Origin of the sequence: Pseudomonas sp. CCC4.1, from assembly GCF_035019225.1 — a bacterium.
Lineage (GTDB): Bacteria > Pseudomonadota > Gammaproteobacteria > Pseudomonadales > Pseudomonadaceae > Aquipseudomonas > Aquipseudomonas bubulae.
In genome coordinates this window covers 1-15,572 of the sequence record NZ_JASJWL010000025.1, presented here as the reverse complement: position 1 = coordinate 15,572, position 15,572 = coordinate 1, and the positions used below count along the sequence as shown (strand labels likewise).

Sequence of the window (15,572 nt, the reverse complement as noted above, 5' to 3'; positions counted from 1 at the left end):
AACCCTGTGGGAGCGGGCTTGCCCGCGATTGCAGCACCTCGGTTATTGAGATGTACCGAGTTGTCTGCATCGCGAGCAAGCCCGCTCCCACAACTGCGTGGATTGTTTTTACAGGCTGGCCAGCGGCCCCTGATACAGCACGGGGCCCGTCGGTTGACCGGTTGGCGAGCCGCCTTGCGGTTCCAGGCTCACGGCGAGCACCACCGGCACCCTGATGAGTTGCTGCTGACTTTGGCTAAGGGTTATGCGGCCATCGCCATCGCGGGGGATCAGTCCAAGGGATACCGGTTTGCCTTCAACCGGTATCGCCCACAGTTCCAGGCTGCTGCCCCCATCCACCGCCGACAGCTCCAGCGGTTTTACTTTCAGATAATCGCTGTGGGCCTCGATGCTCAGGCCGGGCTGCGCAGTGCCGCTGAGCAGGGTGGCTTTGTATTGCACGCTGTCGCGGTTGTAGAGCAGGCCGGCAGTCACGACGATCAGCAATGAGCAGGCAAGTGCACTCAAACGCAGCCAGTTCCAGAACGGACGCTTTGCCGGCACATGCAGGGTTTGCGGCTCGATACGGGCCACGATGGCCCGCCACACGCGATCCGGTACGGGTTGCTCGATCAGTGGCTCGGTCAGCAGGTTGAGGTGTTCCAGCCAGCGGGCCAGTTCGGCGCGCAGGAGCGCGTCGCCCTGCAGCAGGTGCTCAAAACGCCTGCGGGCCGTGGGCGGCATCAGCCCGATGGCGTAATCGGCGGTCAGCGCACGGCGTAACTCGGGTGTTTGATAGTTCATGATTCGAGGCACCTGCGCAGTCGCTGCATACCCCGGCGAATCCAGGATTTGACCGAACCGAGGGGTGCAGCCAGTTGCTGTGCCAGCTCGCTGGCGCTCAGCCCATGGAAGTAGGCGCTGGTGATGCTCTGGAGTTGCATGCCTTCGAGTTGTTCCAGGCACTGGTTGAGGGCGCAGGCTTCACGGGCGCTGCCCAGTTGGTCGAGGGCGCTGGGACTGTCATCGGCCACGTTGTCTTGCTGCTGGTCACTCAAGGGCAATTCACGGTGTTTGCGCAACTGGTCGATGGCCTGGTTGCGGGTGATGGTGATCATCCAGGTCAGCGGTGCCGACAAATGGGCTTCGTAACGTGAGGCGCTGTGCCAGATACGCACAAAACTTTCCTGCACCACATCCTCTGCCAGGTCGCGTCGGCCCATGCAGCGCAAGGCCACGCTGTACAAGCGCGGGGCCACGCTGCGGTAGAGGGTTTCAAAGGCGCGTCGATTACCCAATGAACATTGGGCCAACAGCTTTTCAAGGTAATCGGTATTGGCGGTTAAAATAGCTGTTCTCCCCTCAAAAAAAGCCAGGACTTCAGACCAGTTGTCGGTTGAGGGTAGTTCAGGGTATAGGGTTGTTCCAATCATGTGAGTTACCTCGCTGCTCTGTATACGCAGGCAAGGGCTCAGCGGATGCACTCGTTTTCAATTAAGATTACAGACCGTTTGACCCGATAGTGGCACTTGGGAACATCTGCCCGGTTTTTGGGTCTTACCCATAGTTTTACCGCTCCCTGGCGGGCGGCTTTTTGGTTCTAGAGGTTGAAGCGATGAAAAAGTTGAGCGGCGTGGCACTGGCAACATTGATGACCGTGGCAGCGAGCCCGGTGTTCGCAGGTTTCAGCCTGAGCGACGTAGCCAACGTGGCCGCGCAGGTTCAGGGTGGCAACGGTAATGGCGCCACCACGGACAAATCGGCCCAGGCCGTGCAGATGCTGACCAAGGTCAACGAGCTGGGCGTCAAGCCTGAGCAGGCAGCGGGCGGTATTGGCGCGATGTTGAGCCTGGCGAAAAACCAGCTGACCTCCAGCGACTACTCCGAACTGACCCAGCAAGTGCCGGGCGTGAACAAGCTGGCTGGCGCCGGTGCCCTGGGTCAGTTGAGCCAGTTGGGCGGCCTGCTGGGCAAATCCAGCGGTGTTTCCGAGACCGCGACCAGCGCTGTCAGCAACGTGGCCAACACTGACCAGCTGAACGCCGCATTCACGGCGCTGGGCATGCAGGACGGTATGGTTGCCAAGTTTGCTCCGGTACTGCTGGACTACTTCAAGGGCCAGAACGTCAGCACTTCGCTGCTGAGCAAGCTGGGCAGCGCCTGGGGCGTTTAAAGGCTAGCCGCGCTCGGCACGCAAGGTGCTGATACGCTGGTCTTTCAGGTTCCAGAGCTGGTTGACCCAGCTCTGGACCTGCTCACGAAACACCGGGTCGTTTTCGTAATCCCCCTGCCACAATGCCGGATCCAGTTCGCGGGTCTGTATATCGACAATCACCTTGGGCACCTGCCCGCTGATCAACTGCCAAAAGCCCGGAATCTTTGCCTGTGGATACACCACGGTCACGTCGAGCACGGCATCCAGCTGTTCGCCCATCGCCGCCAGCACAAACGCCACCCCGCCTGCCTTGGGCTTGAGCAGCCAGGTATAGGGTGAATGTTGTTGCGCGTGTTTGGCCGGGGTAAAGCGCGTGCCCTCGAGGTAATTGACGATCGTCACCGGCTGGCGCTTGAACAGTTCGCAGGCAGCCCGGGTGATCTTCAGGTCTTCGCCTTTGAGCTGCGGATGTTTGGCCAGAAAGGCCTTGGAATAGCGCTTCATGAACGGGTAGTCGAGCGCCCACCATGCCAGGCCCAGAAAGGGGACCCAGATCAGTTCTTTTTTCAGGAAGAATTTGAAGAACGGCGTGCGCCGGTTCAGGCCCTGCATTAACGCGGGGATATCGACCCACGACTGGTGGTTGCTGATCACCAGATACGAGGTATCGCGGCTCAGACCTTCGGCGCCGCGAATATCCCATTGGGTGGGCAGGCACAGGGCAAAAATGCGTTTGTCGATTTCGGACCAGGTTTCGGCAATCCACATCACCGCCCGCGAATTGTAATCGCGCAGGCGCCCCGACGATGCCAGTTTGAGCAGGGCAAACAGCATCAACGGCCCGAACAGGATCAGGGTGTTGCACAGCAACAGCAGGGTAACCAGACAGCCGGTGAGCAGGCGGCGCATAAGCAACTCTTGAACGTTTAAGGACTGGCCATGATAAGCAGACTGGTGCTGAACGCCAAATCCATGGACCTTGTGGGAGCGAGCCTGCTCGCGATAGCCTCAACGCGGTGAAGCAGACTCACCAGGTCGCCAGTATCGCGAGCAGGCTCGCTCCCACACACCCAGTGTGAACCTACTGTGGATAAGTGGTCTAACTCTTACTTTTTCAAAGGAAATGCCTGCATGAAGTCTGTTCTTGCGTTGCTGTCTGTATTGGCGCTGCCGGTGATGGCCGCCGAGCCGACCCTTTACGGGCGTTACGAGTACATCAAATTGCCGGAAATCGGCGAGACCCTTAAAGCCAAGATGGACACGGGTGCCTTGACCGCGTCGCTGTCGGCCAAAAATATCCAGACCTTTACCCGTGACGGTGAAGAGTGGGTGCGCTTCCAGCTGGCCACCGAAGGTGCCAGCAGCAAAGTGTATGAACATAAGGTGGCGCGCATCAGCAAGATCAAAAGCCGCGCCGATGAAGATGAAGACCGGGAAACCCCCGAAAGCGCCAAGCGCCCGGTGGTCGATCTGGAAATGTGCCTGGGTGATGTCAAACGCACGGTGGAGGTCAACCTCACCGACCGGAGCAGCTTCAACTACCCGCTGTTGATTGGCGCCAAGGCACTGCGTGAGTTTGGTGCGGCGGTAAACCCGGCGCGGCGCTATACAGCGGACAAACCGGATTGCTGAGTGAGTGCTTGGCCCTCACCCCAGCCGCTTGATCGGGGTTGACGTGGATTTTGAACTCGCTGGAGATCGGCCCCCTCTCCCTTTGGGAGAGGGCTGGGGTGAGGGGCTTGCAGATTTTCAGGTTAGCCCGCCCAAGGCGCCTTGCGTGAGTTGTTCAGTGTGGTGAGATAGCTGTCGCCCCCCAACTGGCTCATCTGCTGACGAATCCACCCGGCGCGGCGGCTGACATAGGTGCTGGGGTGGCTTGCACTCCAGTTCAGCGGGCTGGGCAGCACGGCCGCCAGATAACTGGCCTGCTGGCGCGTAAGGTTTTTGGCACTCACGCCAAAGTGATGCTGCGCTGCGGCCTCGGCGCCGAACACGCCTTCATCCCACTCCGCACTATTGAGGTACACCTCAAGAATCCGCTGCTTGGGCCACAACACCTCGATCAACGCGGTAAACCAGGCTTCCAGGCCTTTGCGCAGCCAGCTGCGACCGGACCACAAAAACAGGTTCTTCGACACTTGCTGGCTCAGCGTACTGGCACCGCGCAGCGTTCCGCCTTGTTCGTTGTGGATCAGCGCAGCCCTGATCGCCCCGAAGTCAAAACCCCAGTGCTCGGGGAATTTCTGATCCTCACCTGCCATGACCGCAACTTTCAGTTCGTCGGATATTTCATCCCACGGCCGCCAACTGCGCTGCAGGTCAATCGGCTGGCCGTCAAGCCATGACTCGACCTTGCGTTCGACCATCAGCGCCGTGCCGGGAAGCGGTACCCAGCGAAAAACCAGCACCAGCAATGCGCTGCCCACTGCGAACCAGAGCAGGACCTTGAGAAAGCGATGAACAAGAAAACGCAGCATGGATGACTTGGCCGAACCCGTTGAGCGGGCCATTATACAGACCCTGCGCCATTCCATGATCCTGACTGGAGTAACCCCATGCTGCGCGTTTTTTTGATGCTGGCCGCATTCTTCGGCTTTACCGGTGTTGCTTTGGGTGCTTTCGCGGCCCATGGCCTTAAAGGCCGCCTGACTGAACAGTATCTGGCTATTTTTCATACAGGCGTGACCTACCAGTTGGTCCACACCCTGGCCCTGTTTGGCGTGGCCTTGCTGGCCACTCATCTGCCCGGGCGCCTGGTGACCTGGGCAGGTGTCTGTTTTGCTGTCGGCATTGTGCTGTTTTCCGGCAGCTTGTATGTGCTGACCATGACCGGCATCAGCAAGCTGGGGATCATCACGCCCTTCGGCGGCCTGGCATTTCTGGCCGGCTGGCTGTGTTTGGGGCTGGCCGCCTGGCGCCTGAGCTGAGCCTGCAAGATGAATGGCTTGGGTCGGCCTGACTGATCGGGCTAGAATGCTGGCCCCTTAAAATGAAGGCAGCGTCGCGCATGCTCATTCAGTTGAACGGTGAATCCTTTGAACTACCCGACGGCGAGACCGTCGCCGACTTGCTGGCCCGTCAGGAACTGACCGGCCGCAGGGTTGCGGTCGAGCTGAACCTGGACATTGTCCCGCGCAGCCAGCATGCCGAGACGGTACTCAAAGCCGGTGACCAGGTCGAAGTGGTGCATGCCATCGGTGGCGGCTAGGTTTTTGCCCTGCCCATCATGCTCGACCCGCAAGTGCACATAATTAAAGAGGATTCCCGATGAGCAACGTTCGCAGCGACAAGCCTTTTACCCTGGCCGGCCGTACTTACCAGTCGCGCCTGCTGGTGGGCACCGGCAAGTACCGTGACCTTGAAGAAACCCGCCTGGCCATTGAAGCCTCGGGTGCCGAGATCGTCACCGTCGCCGTACGCCGCACCAACATCGGTCAGAACCCGGGCGAGCCGAACCTGCTCGATGTGTTGCCGCCGGATCGCTACACCATCCTGCCCAACACTGCAGGCTGCTATGACGCGGTTGAAGCCGTACGTACCTGCCGCCTGGCCCGTGAATTGCTCGATGGCCACAAGCTGGTCAAGCTTGAAGTGCTGGCCGACCAGAAAACCCTGTTCCCCAACGTGATCGAAACCCTCAAGGCCGCCGAGATTCTGGTCAAGGACGGTTTCGACGTAATGGTGTACACCAGCGATGATCCGATCATTGCCCGCGAGCTGGAAGCCATGGGCTGTATTGCCGTGATGCCGTTGGCTGGCCTGATTGGCACCGGTCTGGGGATCTGCAATCCCTATAACCTGCGCATCATTCTTGAAGAAGCGAAAATTCCGGTACTGGTCGATGCGGGTGTGGGCACTGCCTCCGACGCGACCATCGCCATGGAAATGGGCTGCGAAGCGGTGCTGATGAACTCGGCCATCGCCAATGCCCAGCATCCGATCATCATGGCCGAAGCCATGAAACACGCCATTGTGGCGGGCCGCCTGGCGTACCTGGCCGGGCGCATGCCGAAAAAACTCTATGCCAGCGCCTCTTCGCCGCTGGATGGTCTGATCAAGTAAGAGCCACTGATGACTGAATCACTAGACACCCCAATCCCGGAAGAAGGCGACGATCGCCAACACCGTCGCATCAAGAGTTTTGTGATGCGCGCCGGGCGCATGACCGAAGGCCAGCAACGCGGCCTCGACCAAGGCACGCCGCTGTATGTACTGCCACTGGCTGACGCGCCGGTCGATTTCGACCAGGTGTTTGGTCGCTCTGCGCCGCGCACCCTGGAGATCGGTTTTGGCATGGGCCATTCCCTGCTGGAAATGGCAGCGGCTTCGCCTGAACAGGACTTTATCGGCGTAGAGGTTCACCGTCCGGGTGTGGGCGCGCTGCTTAACGGCGTGTTGACCCAGGGCCTGACCAACTTGCGGGTATACGATTGCGATGCAATCGAAGTCCTGACCCGCTGCGTGGCAGACAACAGCCTTGATCGCCTGCTGCTGTTCTTCCCGGACCCTTGGCACAAGAGCCGTCACCACAAGCGCCGGATCGTGCAAGCGTCCTTCGCCGAACTGGTGCGCTCCAAGCTCAAGGTTGGCGGCGTGTTGCACATGGCTACCGACTGGGAACCGTATGCTGAATACATGCTGGAAGTGATGAACGTCGCGCCGGGTTACCGCAATCTGGCTGAAGACGGCAAGTGCGTGCCACGTCCGCCTGAGCGCCCGGTGACCAAGTTCGAACGCCGCGGCGAACGTCTTGGGCACGGTGTGTGGGATTTGAAGTTCGAAAAACTGGCTTAAGCGGTTTTTCAGTCACCGGCCCCACCCTGCTTTGGGGTCGGTGAAGTTCGTACGAAATCTGTGGGAGCGGGCTTGCTCGCGATGGCATCACAGCGGTGAATCAGATGCACCGCGTAGCCTGTATCGCGAGCAAGCCCGCTCCCACACGATATCCTGGGTGTTCTTCAGCGCCGATCCGCCACCACCCCGATCAATACCAGCACCACCAACAGCACCGGTGCCAGGCTGTAGTTGTTGAACTGGCTCAACCCGCGTTCGACCCAGGGCGTGGCGTAGATCAGGGCCGCACCGCTGCCGATCAGGCAAAGCAGGGCCATCAGCGGCACGCGCAGGGCGCCCGCAATGCTGCCCAGACGTTGTTCGACCCAGCCCTTGAAGTCGGCACCGAACAGCACCAGTACACAGCCAATCAAGGCCAGAGCGATCTCCGAGAGGTGACTGCGGCTCCAGCGCGATACGTTGGCAAGCAGGTCGAGTACCAAGTCCATTCGATTTCCTTAGGTCAAAAAGTGCTGCAACAGGTCATTGAGAAACAGCTGGCCCCGGGCAGTTGCCGCCAGGCGTGACGGTTCGACCTGCAATAAGCCACTTTGTTCGGCTGCTTTGCGTCCAGTGCTCAAGCTGTCCAGTGGTAACCCCGTGCGCTGAGGGTAGAGCGCCGAGTCAACGCCGTCGGTCAGGCGCAAGGCGTTCATTAGAAACTCAAATGGCAGCTCTTCTGCTGTAAGAGCTTTCTCTCCTGCTTGAAAGGATTTCGCTGGATTCAGGTAGTCCTTTGGCAGACGAGTTTTCCAGGTGCGCACGATACGGCCATCAGGATGGCTCAGTTTGCCGTGGGCGCCAGCGCCGATGCCGATAAAGTCGCCGAAACTCCAGTAATTGAGATTGTGCCGCGCCGGCCGGCCGGGCTGGGCGTAGGCCGACACTTCGTACTGGGTGTAGCCGTGCTCGGCGAGCAGCGCTTGACCGGCTTCCTGAATGTCCCACAGGGTGTCGTCTTCCGGCAGCACGGGGGGCTGGTTCCAGAACACCGTATTGGGCTCCAGGGTCAGCTGATACCACGACAGATGCGTCGGCTTGAGCGCAATAGCCTGGCGCAGGTCGCTCAGGGCGTCCTCCAGGGACTGATCGGGCAAGCCGTGCATCAGGTCCAGGTTGAAGTTGTCAAAGCCCGCCAGTCGCGCCATTGAGGCTGCACGCACAGCTTCATCGCCGTTGTGGATGCGACCCAGGGCCTGCAGCTTCTCTTGCTGGAAGCTCTGGATACCGATCGACAGGCGATTGATGCCCAGCTTGCGGTAAGCCACGAACTTTTCCTGCTCGAATGTGCCCGGGTTGGCTTCCAGGGTGATTTCGATATCACTGGCAAACGGGATGCGCGCTTCAACGCCTTTTAGCAGGCGCCCCAGAGCGTGTGCGCTGAACAGGCTCGGTGTGCCGCCGCCGAAGAAGATCGAGCTGAGCTCGCGACCATAAACAGCGTGCAGGTCCTGATCGAGGTCGGCCAGCAGCGCGTCGACGTATTCGTCTTCGGGCAGCACCGGGCTGGCGGTGTGGGAGTTGAAGTCGCAATACGGGCATTTGCGCACGCACCACGGAATATGGATATACAGCGACAGAGGGGGCAATTGGCTCAGCGGCGCGCGCGGCGCCTGCTGGGTAAAGCCAGCCGCGCCCAGATAGAGCGGCTGTGGAGGTGTGTCGTGGGTCATTTCAGGCCCAAACGCTGACGCAGCAAAACCATGGCGCGCGCACGGTGGCTCAGCTGGTTTTTCTCCGTGGGGCTGAGTTCGGCGCTGGAGCAGTTGCGCTCCGGTACCCAGAACAGCGGGTCATAGCCGAAACCGTGTTCGCCGCTGGCTGCAGGCAGGATGCGCCCGTGCCACAGGCCTTCACAGATGATCGGCAGCGGGTCGTCGGCGTGGCGTACCAGTGCCAGCACGCAGACAAACTGTGCACTGCGCTCTGCCTCGGGCACGTCTTTGAGGGCGTCGAGCAGCTTGGCGTTGTTGGCCGCGTCGCCTTTGCCGTCTGCATAACGTGCCGAATAAATGCCCGGCGCGCCGCCGAGAAAGTCCACGGCCAGCCCCGAGTCGTCGGCCAGTGCCGGCAAGCCCGAGAGGCGTGCGGCATTGCGGGCTTTAAGAATTGCGTTCTCAACAAACGACAAGCCGGTTTCTTCCGGCTCAACGCTGCTGAATTCTCCAATCGAGCGCAACTGCACCGACTCGCCGAGCATGGCCTGAAGTTCTTTGAGTTTGCCGGCGTTGTGGCTAGCCAGTACCAGTTGCGTGAGGTTCATCATTCGATTGGAGCGACCATTTGAGAAAATTGGATGGTTTCAGAGGTAGCGCCGCCTGCCTTCACATCCACTTTGAAGGTGAAGGTCTGCGGCCCGGCCACCGGGAACTGGGCCAGATAATTGATTTCGCCGTTCTTGCCCACCTGACGGAAGGTCAAGGGTATCGGCTTGGCATCGCCCGTCCGAACCGTGCCTTGAACGTTGGCGGCAATGTTCTTGCCGCCCTTGTTCAGGGTGATGTTGAGCACCGCATTGGTTTTGCTGCGGGTGACTTCAAATTCGTTGGCGATTTCCGGCGTCAGGAAAGTCGACGGGAACGCGTTGTAATACACCGTTGTGTCGCCAAACGTCTGTTGACGCTGGGCAGATGTGCCGTCACCGGCAAAAGCCTGCATGCCAAAACACATCGAAAGCAGTAGTAATCCAATACGACCCATTGTCACTCTCCTTAGAACTTGCTGGTTTAGACCGCGACCTGATGATCCTGAAGGCCGGGACTGCTGACACGATAAATGCCAATCTCGCCCAACAGGTTAGGCCATATCTTGCTCGCCCACCCGTGTCGGTGTTGTTGATCTACGGCAAGGCGGTTGATCACTTGTGCTTCGCGCTCGCGGCACAGCGCCTCGAAGTCTTCGAAAGTACAGAAGTGAATGTTCGGCGTGTTGTACCAGGTGTAAGGCAGGAATTCGGAGACCGGCATCCGCCCCTTGCTGGCCAGGTACCAGCGGCAACGCCAGTGGCCGAAGTTCGGAAAGGTGATGATGCACTGGCGACCGACGCGCAGCATTTCATCGAGGATCCGGTCGGGGTAGTGCACGGCTTGCAGCGCCTGGGTCATGACCACGATATCAAAGCTGTTGCTGGCGAAGTTGCCCAGGCCCTTGTCGAGGTCTTGCTCGATGACGTTGATGCCCTTGGCCACACATTCGGCAATGTTGTCCGGGTCGTTTTCCAGGCCGTAACCGGTGACTTGCTTGTTGTCGCGCAGCCAGCTCAGCAGTTCGCCATCACCACAACCAAGGTCGAGCACGCGGCTGCCGGCGGGGATCCAGTCTTGGATGATTTCCAGGTCGGCTCTCATGGCGTTCTCACAGTTCTATGCGGTTCATGTAATTGCTGAAGGCTTGCAGGTAGCGCGGAATCGGGATCAGAAAGGCGTCATGGCCTTGCGGAGCGTCGATTTCCAGGTAGCAGACGTCTTTTTTCGCGGCCATCAATGCATCCACCAGCTCCCGCGAGCGGGCCGGCGAGAAGCGCCAGTCGGTGGTGAACGACATCACGCAGAAGCGTGCCTTGGCCCCGGCAAAGGTTTTGGCCAGGTCGTCGTCAAAGTTGGCCGCCGGGTCGAAGTAGTCCAGCGCCTTGGTCATCAACAGGTAAGTGTTGGCGTCGAAACGCCCGGAGAACTCTTCGCCCTGATAACGCAGGTAGCTCTCGACCTGGAACTCGACGCTGTGGAAGTCGTAGTTGAGGTTTTCGTTCTTCAGGCCACGGCCGAATTTTTCGCCCATCGAGTCATCGGACAGGTAGGTGATATGCCCGACCATGCGTGCCAGCATCAGGCCGCGCTTGGGAATCACGCCTTTTTCCTGGAACGAACCGCCGTGGAACTCGGGGTCGGTAAGGATGGCCTGACGAGCGACTTCGTTGAACGCGATATTTTGCGCGGACAATTTGGGCGCCGAGGCAATCGCCAGGCAATGGCGCAGGCGATCAGGGTAACTGATGCTCCACTGCAGCGCCTGCATGCCACCCAGGCTGCCGCCGATCACGGCGGCCCATTGGCTGATGCCCAGCCTGCCCGCCAGGCGAGCCTGACTGTGGACCCAATCTTCAACGGTCAACACCGGGAACTCGGCGCCAAACGGCCGGCCGGTTTCAGGGTTCATGCTGCTTGGGCCGGTAGAACCGTTGCAGCCGCCCAGGTTGTTGAGGCTGACGACGAAGAACTTGTTGGTGTCGATTGGCTTGCCGGGACCGATGCAACTGTCCCACCAGCCGGGCTTGCGATCATCGGCGCTGTGGTAGCCCGCCGCGTGATGGTGCCCTGACAGTGCGTGACAGATGAGTACGGCGTTGCTGGCCGAGGCATTGAGGTGGCCGTAGGTTTCGTAGATCAGATCATAGGCAGGCAGTGAGCGACCGCAGGCTAGCGCCAGGGGCTCGTTGAAGTGCGCTGTTTGCGGCACGACCAGACCAACGGAATCGGGGGGAAAGGCAGCTGGCATCGACCCTGCTCTCATTTAAATGAGGCGTAAGTCTAATGAGCGGGGGGCGTAGCAGCAAGCAATGGTCTGGGCTGATTTTATGACCTGTAGCCAAACTCTGTGGGAGCGGGCTTGCTCGCGATTGCATCACCGCAGTTTGTCGACCGAGCGCGGTGCCAGTATCGCGAGCAAGCCCGCTCCCACAGGTTCAGGGCCTGGCCAGCCCCGGCAAGTCCGGCAGTTTTTTGGGTGCATGCAAGCGCACGCGTTTCTGCCGGTTAAGCTCGCCGCTCACCAGGCTGACCTGACTTTTGGCTATGCCGAACGCCTTGGCCAGAAAGGCCATCAGGTGGGCGTTGGCCTTGCCCTCTACCGGTGGGGCGGTGAGACGGATTTTCAGGCGGTCACCGTGCAGGCCGGCGAACTCGTCGCTGCTGGCCTTGGGTTGCAGGTGACAGTCGAGAATCAGGTCCTCGCCGTCCCAACGGTAGTAGCTCATCAGATCAGGCCGAACAAGATGACCGGCATGCCGACGTACATGGCCAATGGCGGGATCACGAAGCTCTGGATCAGCTGGATCACCATAAACGCCAGGATGGGCGAGATATCCAGGCCGCCCATGCTTGGCAGGAAGCGGCGGAACGGGGCCAGGGCAGGTTCGGTGATCTGGTTGACCAGTTCAGCGCCAGGGCTGGTGCTGCCGGGTGCCACCCACGACAGGATCACGCTGATGATCATGGCGAAGAAGAACACTTTCAAAAACAGCGCAGTCACGCCAATGATCGCCCAGAGCAGCAGGCCAAAGACGTTGAACGACATGTAGCTGAGCGTCAGGACCACGGCGAAGATCACCATCTGCACGATGATCGCCAGTACCAGCGATGACATGTCCAGGCCGAACAGGCTCGGGATCACCCGGCGCAGCGGCTTGAGCAGCGGCTGGGTGGCCTTGACGATGAACTGGCACAGCGGGTTGTAGAAGTTCGCCCGCACCAGTTGCAGGATAAACCGCAGCAGTACGATCAGCAGGTAGAGGCTACCCAGGGTTTGAATCACGAAAATGGCAGCGCCATTAAGTCCGGACATCATGTGCTCCTTTATTGACCCAGTTGTTCGGCCATTTCGGCCGAGCGGTGCGCGGCGGCACTCAATGCTTTTTCGACCGTGGCGGCAAAGCCGTCGGCCTGGAATGACTTGATCGCTGCTTCAGTAGTACCGGCAGGCGAGGTCACGCGGCGGCGCAGCTCGGCAGCATCGACATCGCTGGCCACGGCCATGTGCGCGGCACCCAGTGCAGTCTGCTCGGCAAGCTGCTTGGCCACGTCACGGGGCAGGCCGAGCTTGACGCCGGCATCGGTCATGGCTTCGATCAACAGGAAGAAGTACGCCGGGCCGCTGCCGGACACGGCAGTCACGGCATCGATCTGCGCTTCGCTGTCCACCCACACCACAATGCCCACGGCACTTAGCAGTTGTTCAGCCTGCTGGCGTTGCTCGGCGGTAACATCGGCGGTGGCAAACAGGCCACTTACGCCCTTGCCCAGCAGGGCCGGGGTGTTGGGCATGCAGCGTACCAGCGGCTGGTTGCCCAGCCAGTCAAGCAGGCTGGCGCAGGTAATGCCGGCGGCAATGGATACCAGCAGTTGATGGGGCTTGAGGTGCGGGCGCAGGTCCTGGCACACGGCTTTCATGGCCTGTGGCTTGACCGCGATCACGATCACATCGGCGTCCTGAATGGCTTGCGCGTTATCGGCAAACAGTTCGATGCCATGTTCGGCGGCCACTTTGGCCCGCGTCTCGGCACCCGGATCGCTGGCGCGGATCTGTGCTGCATCCAGGCCTTTGGCCAACAGGCCGCCGATCAAGCTGGAAGCCATGTTGCCGGCGCCGATAAAGGCAATACGCATTTTGCTCATAACCGATCCTTATAAAAAATGAGACAGGCCGTTTCAGGCCTGGCCGTAGTCGCGGGCGCCAAATAATGCAGTGCCGATGCGTACCCAGGTGGCGCCTTGGGCAATCGCAGACTCCAGGTCATGGCTCATGCCCATTGAAAGCGTATCAAGGCCCATGTTCAGGCTTTCTTGCAATGTGCGTACTGTCGCAAAGGCTGCGTCCTGCTCGGCGCGGTCCTCCGTGGGCTCGGGTATCGCCATCAGGCCGCGCAGTTTCAAGCGTGGCAGGGCGCTGATGGCGGCCGCCAGCGCAGGAAGGTCTGCCGGGGTACAGCCCGACTTGCTGGCCTCACCGCTGACATTGACCTGAATGCAGATATTGAGCGGCGGCAGGTTTGCCGGGCGCTGTTCAGACAGGCGCTGGGCAATTTTGAGCCGGTCAACGGAATGCACCCACGCAAAATGCTCGGCGATGTCGCGCGTCTTGTTCGATTGAATGGGGCCGATGAAGTGCCAACACAAGGGCAGGTCGGCTAATTCGAGCTGTTTGGCGCGGGCTTCCTGCAGGTAGTTTTCGCCAAAGTCGCGAATGCCCGCGGCATGGGCTTCACGCAGCGCGCCAGCAGGTTTGGTCTTGCTGACAGCGAGTAGATGAATGCTCGTTACATCACGTTGCACAGCCAGTGCGGCTGCACGGATGCGCGCCTCAACCCGGGCAATGTTGCCTGCTATCGTGGACATTCGTGTAAGCCCGCTGTTGTGAAAGTCAGCGGCATTCTACTGGAATTGGGAGGGGGGATGGATATCGCTGACCTGGTTGGCATGCAGCCGCTGGAAGCGGCTGCATGATTTGCCTGCGCTTAGCGTTGCACAACCTGCAGCGCGCCTTTCTCTTTAGGCAGCACACGCTTGGCAACCACATAGTGGTTCTGCCAGTAAGGCTTTTGCAGCGTGTCGATAGTCACCGACTTGCCGCGACGCGGAGCGTGGATAAAGCGGTCGTTGCCCAGGTAGATGGCAACGTGGTTGACCTTGCGGCTCTTGATGTTGAAAAACAGCAAGTCGCCAGGCTTCAAGTCCTTGCGCTCGACCTTTTGGCCATGGCCGCTGGCCATTTCGCTGGAGGTGCGTGGCAAATCAACGGCGGCCACGTCATTAAAGGCGTATTTGACCAGCCCGCTGCAGTCGAACCCTTTACTTGGGCTGCTGCCGCCCCAACGATAAGGGGTGCCCAGCACGTTGACGGCGCGGCTCAGCACCGTGCTGCTCTGCTTGTTGGCGGCGGCCAGGGAAGCGGCCGCAATTTTGCCCGGGGCCTTGCGGTGGGCTTTACTGGAGGCAGGACGTGCTACGGTCTTGCTGGTAGAGGCAACATAAGGCGCACTCGCAGATGACTTTGCGGTGTAGCCGGTGAAGCCCGAAGGAAGGTGTTGCTCACGATTGGTGGCGTGGGCGGCCAGTGGCAATAATAGGCAAATGGTTAGCCATGTCTTGAATATAGGACGCATTCGGCAGGGCTCAATGGTTATAAACGCGAAACTTTATAACAGCTTTTTTGTCCTTTCTCAGGCCATTTGTCAGGTGGACTGTAGGGTCAATTTCCGTAACGATGATGGCAAATTGTCGCATGGCGAGGGTGCAGGTCAGGTAACACAAGGCTTTGCGCCAATTTCTGTAAGACACTTTTACCTTTTGCACGACAGTAAAAAAGTCACAAAAAACTTCACAATATTTTTCTATCAGCAGCAAAGAGGGCATTTATGAGCGGCTATCGAGACGATGTTCAGCGCGATACTCACAGCAAAGTGCTGGGCTATTTGCTGTGGATTTTTGGTTTCCTGGGCGCGCACCGCTTTTATTACGGCAAGCCGGTAACCGGGACGATCTGGTTTTTCACCCTGGGCTTGTTGGGTATTGGCTGGTTGATCGACTTGTTCCTGATCCCGAGCATGGACCGTGAAGCCGACTTGCGGTTTACCGCAGGTAATACTGACTACAGCGTGGCCTGGATTCTGCTGACGTTTCTGGGCGTCTTGGGCGTACATCGGATGTACATGGGCAAATGGATCACAGGGATCATTTACCTGTTCACCGGCGGTTTTTTCCTGATCGGCGTCCTGTATGACTTCTGGACTCTGAACGATCAGATTTCGATCAAGAACGCAGAGCGTCGTTAAGACACAAATCCTGCCTATGTGGGAGCGAGCCTGCTCGCGAACTGTCTCTTATACACATCT

The 15,572-nt window shown here is 59.5% G+C and carries 22 protein-coding genes; 7 read left to right on the top strand and 15 right to left on the bottom strand.

The window, feature by feature from the left end; genetic code table 11:
• Positions 1-108 precede the first annotated feature (108 nt).
• Both QN377_RS12230 and QN377_RS12225 read right to left on the bottom strand, forming a co-directional pair.
• On the bottom strand, positions 109-783 hold the full coding sequence (locus tag QN377_RS12230) for an anti-sigma factor domain-containing protein (protein WP_095019602.1): 675 nt from the start codon (positions 781-783) through the stop codon (positions 109-111).
• Positions 780-1,412, bottom strand: coding sequence for a sigma-70 family RNA polymerase sigma factor (locus QN377_RS12225; RefSeq protein ID WP_232527652.1), 633 nt, complete (start codon positions 1,410-1,412; stop codon positions 780-782). Before QN377_RS12225 ends, QN377_RS12230 begins: the two co-directional genes overlap by 4 nt.
• Before the next feature lie 182 nt (positions 1,413-1,594).
• On the opposite strand from QN377_RS12225, the gene QN377_RS12220 reads away from it, so the two are divergent.
• Positions 1,595-2,152, top strand: a complete 558-nt coding sequence (locus tag QN377_RS12220; protein WP_094999842.1) for a DUF2780 domain-containing protein — start codon at positions 1,595-1,597, stop codon at positions 2,150-2,152.
• 3 nt (positions 2,153-2,155) lie between these two features.
• On the opposite strand, the gene QN377_RS12215 is transcribed toward QN377_RS12220, so the two are convergent.
• Positions 2,156-3,043, bottom strand: a complete 888-nt coding sequence (locus tag QN377_RS12215) for an acyltransferase (RefSeq protein WP_095019603.1) — start codon at positions 3,041-3,043, stop codon at positions 2,156-2,158.
• Positions 3,044-3,265: 222 nt separating this feature from the next.
• Here QN377_RS12215 and QN377_RS12210 point away from each other — a divergent pair, with 222 nt between their 5' ends.
• The gene (locus QN377_RS12210) at positions 3,266-3,766 is read left to right on the top strand and encodes an ATP-dependent zinc protease (RefSeq protein WP_095019604.1); all 501 of its coding nucleotides are present in this window, start codon (positions 3,266-3,268) and stop codon (positions 3,764-3,766) included.
• A 122-nt stretch (positions 3,767-3,888) separates the two neighbouring features.
• Here the strand turns inward: QN377_RS12210 and mtgA are convergent, their stop codons facing one another.
• The gene (gene mtgA / locus QN377_RS12205) at positions 3,889-4,644 is read right to left on the bottom strand and encodes a monofunctional biosynthetic peptidoglycan transglycosylase (protein WP_370688633.1); all 756 of its coding nucleotides are present in this window, start codon (positions 4,642-4,644) and stop codon (positions 3,889-3,891) included.
• Positions 4,645-4,689: 45 nt separating this feature from the next.
• Between mtgA and QN377_RS12200 the strand changes: the two genes are divergently transcribed.
• The 4 genes from QN377_RS12200 to trmB all read left to right on the top strand — a co-directional run bounded on the left by QN377_RS12200 (position 4,690) and on the right by trmB (position 6,928).
• Positions 4,690-5,061 carry a DUF423 domain-containing protein gene (locus QN377_RS12200; RefSeq protein ID WP_094999845.1) on the top strand — a complete coding sequence of 124 codons (372 nt, stop codon included), beginning with the start codon at positions 4,690-4,692 and terminating at the stop codon, positions 5,059-5,061.
• 80 nt (positions 5,062-5,141) lie between these two features.
• Entirely contained in the window at positions 5,142-5,342 is a 201-nt protein-coding gene (gene thiS, locus QN377_RS12195; protein WP_016782550.1) for a sulfur carrier protein ThiS, read from the top strand.
• 59 nt (positions 5,343-5,401) lie between these two features.
• The gene (locus QN377_RS12190; RefSeq protein ID WP_019828053.1) at positions 5,402-6,196 is read left to right on the top strand and encodes a thiazole synthase; all 795 of its coding nucleotides are present in this window, start codon (positions 5,402-5,404) and stop codon (positions 6,194-6,196) included.
• A gap of 9 nt (positions 6,197-6,205) precedes the next feature.
• On the top strand, positions 6,206-6,928 hold the full coding sequence (trmB, locus tag QN377_RS12185) for a tRNA (guanosine(46)-N7)-methyltransferase TrmB (RefSeq protein ID WP_094999846.1): 723 nt from the start codon (positions 6,206-6,208) through the stop codon (positions 6,926-6,928).
• A 164-nt stretch (positions 6,929-7,092) separates the two neighbouring features.
• Here trmB and QN377_RS12180 read toward each other — a convergent pair whose 3' ends face one another.
• The 11 genes from QN377_RS12180 to QN377_RS12130 all read right to left on the bottom strand — a co-directional run bounded on the left by QN377_RS12180 (position 7,093) and on the right by QN377_RS12130 (position 14,843).
• Positions 7,093-7,416, bottom strand: coding sequence for a DUF3392 domain-containing protein (locus tag QN377_RS12180; RefSeq protein WP_016782547.1), 324 nt, complete (start codon positions 7,414-7,416; stop codon positions 7,093-7,095).
• A gap of 9 nt (positions 7,417-7,425) precedes the next feature.
• Entirely contained in the window at positions 7,426-8,640 is a 1,215-nt protein-coding gene (hemW, locus tag QN377_RS12175; RefSeq protein WP_094999847.1) for a radical SAM family heme chaperone HemW, read from the bottom strand.
• Entirely contained in the window at positions 8,637-9,233 is a 597-nt protein-coding gene (gene rdgB, locus QN377_RS12170) for an RdgB/HAM1 family non-canonical purine NTP pyrophosphatase (RefSeq protein WP_095019605.1), read from the bottom strand. The genes hemW and rdgB overlap by 4 nt, the downstream gene beginning before the upstream one ends.
• Positions 9,230-9,667 (bottom strand): DUF4426 domain-containing protein, encoded by a 438-nt coding sequence (locus tag QN377_RS12165; RefSeq protein WP_094999849.1) that lies wholly within the window; start codon positions 9,665-9,667, stop codon positions 9,230-9,232. The genes rdgB and QN377_RS12165 overlap by 4 nt, the downstream gene beginning before the upstream one ends.
• Before the next feature lie 26 nt (positions 9,668-9,693).
• Positions 9,694-10,314, bottom strand: a complete 621-nt coding sequence (metW, locus tag QN377_RS12160; protein WP_016782543.1) for a methionine biosynthesis protein MetW — start codon at positions 10,312-10,314, stop codon at positions 9,694-9,696.
• Positions 10,315-10,321: 7 nt separating this feature from the next.
• Complete coding sequence (metX, locus tag QN377_RS12155; protein WP_095019606.1) at positions 10,322-11,461, bottom strand: homoserine O-succinyltransferase MetX; 1,140 nt, start codon at positions 11,459-11,461, stop codon at positions 10,322-10,324.
• Positions 11,462-11,648: 187 nt separating this feature from the next.
• Positions 11,649-11,939, bottom strand: a complete 291-nt coding sequence (locus QN377_RS12150; RefSeq protein ID WP_095019607.1) for a DUF167 domain-containing protein — start codon at positions 11,937-11,939, stop codon at positions 11,649-11,651.
• Positions 11,939-12,526 carry a YggT family protein gene (locus QN377_RS12145; protein ID WP_094999852.1) on the bottom strand — a complete coding sequence of 196 codons (588 nt, stop codon included), beginning with the start codon at positions 12,524-12,526 and terminating at the stop codon, positions 11,939-11,941. Before QN377_RS12145 ends, QN377_RS12150 begins: the two co-directional genes overlap by 1 nt.
• A gap of 11 nt (positions 12,527-12,537) precedes the next feature.
• On the bottom strand, positions 12,538-13,356 hold the full coding sequence (proC, locus tag QN377_RS12140; protein WP_094999853.1) for a pyrroline-5-carboxylate reductase: 819 nt from the start codon (positions 13,354-13,356) through the stop codon (positions 12,538-12,540).
• Between the two features lie 33 nt (positions 13,357-13,389).
• The gene (locus QN377_RS12135) at positions 13,390-14,076 is read right to left on the bottom strand and encodes a YggS family pyridoxal phosphate-dependent enzyme (protein ID WP_095019608.1); all 687 of its coding nucleotides are present in this window, start codon (positions 14,074-14,076) and stop codon (positions 13,390-13,392) included.
• A 119-nt stretch (positions 14,077-14,195) separates the two neighbouring features.
• Positions 14,196-14,843: a C40 family peptidase gene (locus tag QN377_RS12130; RefSeq protein ID WP_094999855.1), complete on the bottom strand. Its 648-nt coding sequence runs from the start codon at positions 14,841-14,843 to the stop codon at positions 14,196-14,198.
• Between the two features lie 252 nt (positions 14,844-15,095).
• Here QN377_RS12130 and QN377_RS12125 point away from each other — a divergent pair, with 252 nt between their 5' ends.
• Entirely contained in the window at positions 15,096-15,512 is a 417-nt protein-coding gene (locus QN377_RS12125) for an NINE protein (protein ID WP_094999857.1), read from the top strand.
• Positions 15,513-15,572 lie beyond the last annotated feature (60 nt).

Coding starts and splice junctions, on each gene's coding strand:
- QN377_RS12135 (WP_095019608.1), bottom strand. CDS start 14,076: ATGTCCACGATAGCAGGCAACATTGCCCGGGTTGAGGCGCGCATCCGT.
- QN377_RS12230 (WP_095019602.1), bottom strand. CDS start 783: ATGAACTATCAAACACCCGAGTTACGCCGTGCGCTGACCGCCGATTAC.
- QN377_RS12225 (WP_232527652.1), bottom strand. CDS start 1,412: ATGATTGGAACAACCCTATACCCTGAACTACCCTCAACCGACAACTGG.
- QN377_RS12220 (WP_094999842.1), top strand. CDS start 1,595: ATGAAAAAGTTGAGCGGCGTGGCACTGGCAACATTGATGACCGTGGCA.
- QN377_RS12200 (WP_094999845.1), top strand. CDS start 4,690: ATGCTGCGCGTTTTTTTGATGCTGGCCGCATTCTTCGGCTTTACCGGT.
- QN377_RS12130 (WP_094999855.1), bottom strand. CDS start 14,843: ATGCGTCCTATATTCAAGACATGGCTAACCATTTGCCTATTATTGCCA.
- hemW (WP_094999847.1), bottom strand. CDS start 8,640: ATGACCCACGACACACCTCCACAGCCGCTCTATCTGGGCGCGGCTGGC.
- mtgA (WP_370688633.1), bottom strand. CDS start 4,644: ATGGCCCGCTCAACGGGTTCGGCCAAGTCATCCATGCTGCGTTTTCTT.
- QN377_RS12190 (WP_019828053.1), top strand. CDS start 5,402: ATGAGCAACGTTCGCAGCGACAAGCCTTTTACCCTGGCCGGCCGTACT.
- proC (WP_094999853.1), bottom strand. CDS start 13,356: ATGAGCAAAATGCGTATTGCCTTTATCGGCGCCGGCAACATGGCTTCC.
- metX (WP_095019606.1), bottom strand. CDS start 11,461: ATGCCAGCTGCCTTTCCCCCCGATTCCGTTGGTCTGGTCGTGCCGCAA.
- QN377_RS12165 (WP_094999849.1), bottom strand. CDS start 9,667: ATGGGTCGTATTGGATTACTACTGCTTTCGATGTGTTTTGGCATGCAG.
- QN377_RS12210 (WP_095019604.1), top strand. CDS start 3,266: ATGAAGTCTGTTCTTGCGTTGCTGTCTGTATTGGCGCTGCCGGTGATG.
- QN377_RS12125 (WP_094999857.1), top strand. CDS start 15,096: ATGAGCGGCTATCGAGACGATGTTCAGCGCGATACTCACAGCAAAGTG.
- trmB (WP_094999846.1), top strand. CDS start 6,206: ATGACTGAATCACTAGACACCCCAATCCCGGAAGAAGGCGACGATCGC.
- rdgB (WP_095019605.1), bottom strand. CDS start 9,233: ATGATGAACCTCACGCAACTGGTACTGGCTAGCCACAACGCCGGCAAA.
- QN377_RS12180 (WP_016782547.1), bottom strand. CDS start 7,416: ATGGACTTGGTACTCGACCTGCTTGCCAACGTATCGCGCTGGAGCCGC.
- thiS (WP_016782550.1), top strand. CDS start 5,142: ATGCTCATTCAGTTGAACGGTGAATCCTTTGAACTACCCGACGGCGAG.
- QN377_RS12145 (WP_094999852.1), bottom strand. CDS start 12,526: ATGTCCGGACTTAATGGCGCTGCCATTTTCGTGATTCAAACCCTGGGT.
- QN377_RS12150 (WP_095019607.1), bottom strand. CDS start 11,939: ATGAGCTACTACCGTTGGGACGGCGAGGACCTGATTCTCGACTGTCAC.
- QN377_RS12215 (WP_095019603.1), bottom strand. CDS start 3,043: ATGCGCCGCCTGCTCACCGGCTGTCTGGTTACCCTGCTGTTGCTGTGC.
- metW (WP_016782543.1), bottom strand. CDS start 10,314: ATGAGAGCCGACCTGGAAATCATCCAAGACTGGATCCCCGCCGGCAGC.